This window comes from Mycobacterium sp. (assembly GCF_032162605.1).
Lineage (GTDB): Bacteria > Actinomycetota > Actinomycetes > Mycobacteriales > Mycobacteriaceae > Mycobacterium.
This window is the reverse complement of record NZ_JAVROT010000065.1, coordinates 1-4079: the sequence shown is the minus strand read 5'-3', so window position 1 is coordinate 4079 and position 4079 is coordinate 1. Positions and strand designations below refer to the sequence as shown.

Sequence of the window (4079 nt, the reverse complement as noted above, 5' to 3'; positions counted from 1 at the left end):
ACAAGACCGGTGCCATCCGCGTGACGCCGAAGTTCACCCGCATGATCGTCGCCGGACTGTTCGGTGTGCTGGCACTTATGCTCCTGAACGTGGTTCTCGGCTTCTTCGGCGTCGGTGGCGGCGAGGGCTTCGGACTGCGCAGGGGCGGCCCCATCGCCATCGGCTTCTCGCTGCTGTGCATCGCGCTCGCGGCGTTCAGCTTCCTCATCGACTTCGATGCGGCCGACCAGATGGTCCGCGCCGGTGTTCCGTCGAAGGCTGGTTGGGGCATCGCGCTTGGCCTGACCGTGACGCTGGTCTGGCTGTACCTCGAAATCCTGCGGCTGCTGAGCTACTTCCAGAACGACTAGCAGCCCTCCCCGAGAGCCCGGCACCACGTGTGCCGGGCTTTCTTTGCCTGGGTGCGGCTTTGACTCCGACCGCCGAAACTGCTCACAGATCGCGATTCATCCACAAATTGCGATCTCCCCGCAGTTTCGAGGCGATGGCGGCTGCAGTGTCGAGTGATGGGGAATCTTGGTCGCCGTCCGTTCATCGCAAGCGAGGCTCTGGCCGCTGGAATCGTCAAGAAACATCAGTTGCGGCGCGAGTTCCTGGGCTTGCTCCCCGATGTGTACGTCGATGCCGACGTAGAGCTGACGCTTGAACTGCGTGCAACGGCGGTGTGGTTGTGGTCGCATCGTCAAGGCGTGATCGCGGGACTCACCGCCGCGGGCTTGCACGGCGCGAAGTGGGTCGACGACCCATTGCCGATCGAACTGATTTGGTCGAATGCCAGACGTCCTCCTGGCGTGCGCGTCTTCGACCTTCGTCTCGCGGCTGACGAGCTGACGGCGCGCGGTCTGATGCGTGTGACCACCCCGGCGCGCACTGCCTTCGACATCGGCAGGCGCGGTCGCCTCGATCACGCCGTGGCGCGCCTCGACGCATTGGGGAATGCCACGCGATTCGCTGCGGACGACGTCGTCGCCCTCGCTGCCCGTCATCGAGGTGCCCGCGGATTGCGTCAGCTCCCGACCGCGCTTGAGTTGTACGACCCTGGCGCCGCCTCACCAAAGGAAACGTGGTTGCGGCTCTTGCTGATTCGGGCGGGCTTCCCCCGGCCGCAATCGCAAATCCCGGCCGTCGGCGTGAGTGGGCGGCAGTACTACCTCGACATGGGGTGGGAGGATTTGATGGTTGCCGTCGAGTACGACGGTGACCAACACCGCCTCGATCGGCGGCAATTCGTCAAGGATATTCTCCGATTGGAGGAGTTGCGCGACTTGGGCTGGATCGTCGTTCGAGTCGTAGCGGAGAACAACGAAAGCGAGATCATCGACCGAGTGCATCGCGCTCGAGAATCGAGACTGCGGTGAGATCGCGAATCTTCGAGAAATCGCGATCTCACGGCAGTTTCGGCGAACGAGAAGCTAGCTGAGCCGTTCCACGACCATCGCCATACCCTGGCCGCCGCCGACGCACATCGACTCGATGCCGAACGTCTTGTCGTGCGTCGTGAGGTTGTTCAGCAGCGTGGCCGTGATCCGGGCGCCCGTCATGCCGAACGGATGGCCGAGGGCGATTGCCCCGCCGGACACGTTCAGCCGGTCCTCGTCGATGCCGAGCTCTCGCGCCGAACCGATCACCTGCACGGCGAACGCCTCGTTGATCTCGACCAGGTCGATGTCGGAGATCTGCTTGCCCGCCTTGCCCAGCGCCTTCTTGATCGCCTCGATGGGACCCAGGCCCATGATCTCCGGCGACAGACCGCTCACGCCCGTGGACACGATGCGCGCCAGCGGGGTGAGGCCAAGTTCCTTGGCCTTGGTGTCGCTCATGACGACCACGGCGGCCGCGCCGTCGTTCAGCGGACACGCGTTACCTGCCGTGATGGTGCCGTTCGGACGGAACACCGGCTTGAGCTGGCTGATCTTCTCGTAGGTGGTCCCGGCCCGAGGGCCATCATCAGTCGAGACGGTGGTTCCGTCCGGCAGCGTCACCGGCACGATCTCACGCTCGAAGAAGCCGCTGTTGATGGCCTCCTCGGCGCGGTTCTGGCTGCGCACGCCCCAGTGGTCCTGGTCCTCACGGCTGATGCCGGTGAACAGCGCGACGTTCTCGGCGGTCTGGCCCATGGCGATGTAGACGTCGGGGAGGTTGCCGTCGCCGCGGGGGTCGTGCCATTCGTCGGCTCCTGCGCTCTGCGCCACGGTGCGCTCCTGCGCCGCGTCGAACAGTGCGTTCTTGCTGTTGGGTGCGCCATCGGCAGCGCCGACGCCGAACCGCGACACCGTCTCGACACCCGCCGAGATGAACACGTCGCCTTCGCCGGCCTTGATCGCGTGGAAAGCCATGCGTGTGGTCTGCAGCGACGACGAGCAGTAGCGGTTCACCGTCGTGCCGGGCAGGAAGTCGTAGCCGAGCTCGACGGCCACGGCGCGCGCGACGTTGTATCCGGCTTCACCTGCGGGCTGCGCGCAGCCCATCATCAGGTCGTCGATGTCCTTGGGATCGAGCGAAGGCACCTTGTCCAGAACGGCGCGCACCATCTGGGCGGCCAGGTCGTCCGGACGAATGGTGGCAAGAGATCCCTTGACCGCGCGCCCGATTGGCGAGCGGGCGGTTGCGACGATGACGGCTTCGGGCATGACGGACTCCTGGGTCGTTGGCTTCTCTCGAGAGCGTGAAAGCCTAGAGCGAACCTAGCCCGTGACCGAAGCGACGATAGGCGCGGGTACGCCCGTCGTATGGCGCCAAAGCCGCGTGATCCCGCCGAGGCGTGCCAAAACGGTCTCGGTGCCCGCCCGCGACTGCAACGCGGGCTCGACGTCGGAGTCGGCCGTCCATTCGCCCAGCGCCTTGCACAGCGCTGGCAGTAGCTGCTTGGCGGCCAGCGCGTACCCGGCCGCGGAAGGATGGAACATGTCGGGGGAGAACAGCACCTCGGGTGCTCTCTGAAATTCCGGGGAAAGCAGGTCCGAGAACGGCACGGGAACGCCACCCGCGGCGCGGACGGCGGCGGTCTGCGCGCGTGCTAGGCGCAGCCCGATCGTGCGCGCTACCAGGCGAAGTGGCTGCGGGATCGCAGTGATGACGCCGAAGTCGGGGCAGGTTCCCACCACGACGACGGTGCCGCTGCCCCGCAGCCGACGAACGGCTGCGCCCAGCCGGCGCGCCGACCGACCGATGCCGTTGACCGCCGTCACGTCATTGGCGCCGATCATTACGACGGCGGCATCGGGCGGAGGGCCTGCGACGAACATCGCGTCGATCTGACCGGAGAGGCCCTTCGAGGTGGCGCCGACGATCGCCTTGGTGCTCAATCGGATGCGCTTGCCCGACTGTTCGGCGAGCCCGCGCGCGATCAGCACCCCCGGCACCTCGTCGGCGACGGCGCAGCCGTAGCCGGTGGCCGTCGAGTCGCCGAAGATCATCAGATGGACGTCGAACGGCACGCCGCGATGCCATTTCTCGCATGCTCCATCACCGGGCGCGTAGACGCCGTCGGCGCGTGGGGGGACAGCCCACGACTTGGGGATGACCTGGCGTGCCTGGTCGGCTTGGACGTGCAGCAGGTTCCTGGCCCCGACATATGCGGAACCGGTCGACGCGACCGTGGCGGCTGCCGCCAAGGCAATTGTCGACCGACGCGGCGCACGAATGACCACGCGACCAGTTTAGGGGCGGATCTCGCCGGTCTCCGCGTGGCGGAGACGATGAGCGGTCACATTGCGGTATCAAGTGCGGTACGAGTTTGGATTCTTCGATTGTTGAACCTTCAGTAAGGTGTCAAGCTAAGTTACCCAGTTGGCTGAACGTGGTCGTAAACGGGGTACTACAACGGCGTAGGAAGTGGTGGCGATGACCGCACCGAGTAAGGTCTCGAGATCTGCCGGATCCAGCATAAGCGCTGTTAGAGCCCGTAAAGCCCGCAGATTCCCCGTCAGTGACGGCGCCCCCGTCGAAGTGGTTGAGGACGGCCCGAGCGTCGCAGGCCGATTGTTTGCTCTAGTCGCGATGATGACGATCAAGCCAACAATTAAGGTTGGCGCCCACGTACCGCGGATGCCGTGGCCGTTCGGTTTGGTCGACTTCGT

At 65.5% G+C, this 4079-nt stretch carries 4 protein-coding genes and 1 pseudogene; 3 read left to right on the top strand and 2 right to left on the bottom strand.

Going from position 1 to position 4079, the window contains the following annotated elements:
* The coding region (locus QOI01_RS03670) for a Bax inhibitor-1/YccA family membrane protein (RefSeq protein ID WP_526378693.1) at positions 1-350 on the top strand (350 nt) is incomplete at its 5' end.
* 156 nt (positions 351-506) lie between these two features.
* Complete coding sequence (locus QOI01_RS03665; RefSeq protein ID WP_526378691.1) at positions 507-1358, top strand: putative endonuclease domain-containing protein; 852 nt, start codon at positions 507-509, stop codon at positions 1356-1358.
* Positions 1359-1412: 54 nt separating this feature from the next.
* Here the strand turns inward: QOI01_RS03665 and QOI01_RS03660 are convergent, their stop codons facing one another.
* Positions 1413-2630: an acetyl-CoA C-acetyltransferase gene (locus QOI01_RS03660; RefSeq protein ID WP_526378689.1), complete on the bottom strand. Its 1218-nt coding sequence runs from the start codon at positions 2628-2630 to the stop codon at positions 1413-1415.
* 54 nt (positions 2631-2684) lie between these two features.
* Entirely contained in the window at positions 2685-3650 is a 966-nt protein-coding gene (locus tag QOI01_RS03655) for an SGNH/GDSL hydrolase family protein (RefSeq protein ID WP_526378687.1), read from the bottom strand.
* Between the two features lie 193 nt (positions 3651-3843).
* Between QOI01_RS03655 and QOI01_RS03650 the strand changes: the two are divergent.
* Positions 3844-4079 (top strand): annotated as a pseudogene (locus QOI01_RS03650) (esterase); the annotation flags it as partial.

Coding starts and splice junctions, on each gene's coding strand:
- QOI01_RS03665 (WP_526378691.1), top strand. CDS start 507: ATGGGGAATCTTGGTCGCCGTCCGTTCATCGCAAGCGAGGCTCTGGCC.
- QOI01_RS03660 (WP_526378689.1), bottom strand. CDS start 2,630: ATGCCCGAAGCCGTCATCGTCGCAACCGCCCGCTCGCCAATCGGGCGC.